The 1508-nt window shown below is 46.6% G+C and carries 2 protein-coding genes; both read left to right on the top strand.

The annotated features are described in order from the left end of the window. Window positions 1-273, top strand: a 273-nt coding sequence (locus tag RUMCAL_RS02655) for a DUF7678 domain-containing protein (RefSeq protein WP_021680931.1), incomplete at its 5' end; no start/stop codon positions are given. A gap of 292 nt (window positions 274-565) precedes the next feature. Further along, window positions 566-1508, top strand: a 943-nt coding sequence (locus RUMCAL_RS02650; RefSeq protein WP_242823478.1) for a terminase large subunit domain-containing protein, incomplete at its 3' end; no start/stop codon positions are given.

The following is a 1508-nucleotide window of genomic DNA, read 5'->3' as shown; positions in this document are numbered from 1 at the left end:
ATACATCATGCCGAAAGGCAAAAACAACGAAAACTGGAGGAAAAAACAATGTGGACAGAAGGAACAATTCAGGTAGGAACGAGCACTTTTCACTACTGGGTGAAACATTACGAGGAGCCTTCCACTTTTGGATATGAGGAAGGCAGAGCCTCGAAAATCTCCCTGCGGCGGAATGGCAAAACGGTGTTCAATTTCGACCGGGGCATGGATATTCCGCCGGAGGATGAAGAAACTGAAACTGCACTGGCGATCCTGCTGAAACAGTACAACTGATTTTTCCAAAACCGAATCCCACAAGCCGGAGCCGAAAGGCTCTGGCGGTCGTACACCTGATTTTTGTTCGTGTATGGTACACAAGAAAACGTAGAAATTTCGACGTTTTTTCTGCCCATTTAGCCGCTTGCTATTCTTGAATTTGTATGGTAATATGGTTACAATGGGAACGGAATCTCGATTACAAAACTGCCCCTTGAGGGCATTAAAATAAATGATGCAGACTTGCTTTTTGGCAGGTCTTTTTTATTGGGGGGTGAGAACAATAGCAAGATTTAAACCGACCCGTTTTATGGCGGAGGATTCCAAGTATAACAAAAAGGCGGCAGACTATGCTGTCTCTTTTATTGAATGCCTCAGCCACACCAAAGGCACCTGGGCAGGGAAGAAATTTGAACTGCTGGACTGGCAGGAACAGATAATCCGTGACCTGTTTGGGGTTCTGAAACCGAACGGCTATCGGCAATTCAACACTGCCTACATTGAAATTCCGAAGAAAAATGGTAAGTCGGAACTTGCCGCCGCTGTTGCACTTTTGCTTACCTGTGGCGACGGTGAGGAAAGAGCTGAAGTTTACGGTTGTGCCGCCGACCGTCAACAGGCTGCCATTGTATTTGATGTGGCGGCGGATATGGTGCGGATGTGCCCTGCCCTTTCCAAGCGAGTGAAGATTCTGACCTCACAAAAACGCATCGTGTACATTCCTACAAACAGCTTTTATCAGGTGCTTTCCGCCGAGGCATACAGCAAACACGGCTTCAATATCCACGGGGTTGTGTTTGATGAGCTTCATACGCAGCCGAACCGAAAGCTCTTTGATGTCATGACCAAAGGTTCCGGTGATGCCAGAATGCAGCCGCTTTACTTTCTTATCACCACGGCAGGAACAGATACAAATTCTATTTGCTATGAAGTACATCAGAAAGCAAAAGATATTCTGGAAGGCAGAAAACATGATCCGACTTTCTATCCGGTTATTTATGGTGCAGATGAATCGGAAGATTGGACTGACCCGAAGGTTTGGAAAAAGGCAAATCCAAGTCTGGACAAAACCATCGGAATGGATAAGGTGGTGGCTGCGTGTAACTCTGCAAAGGAGACTCCCGGCGAAGAGAACGCCTTTCGGCAACTGCGTTTGAATCAGTGGGTAAAACAAGCGGTACGTTGGATGCCGATGGAGAAATGGGATAAATGCAAGGTGGCTTTTGATGAATCCGAACTCGAAGGAAGAATCT

It is taken from the genome of Ruminococcus callidus ATCC 27760, assembly GCF_000468015.1.
Lineage (GTDB): Bacteria > Bacillota > Clostridia > Oscillospirales > Ruminococcaceae > Ruminococcus_C > Ruminococcus_C callidus.
Note: the sequence above shows the minus strand (reverse complement) of the source record. Positions and strands in the feature narration are given on the sequence as shown.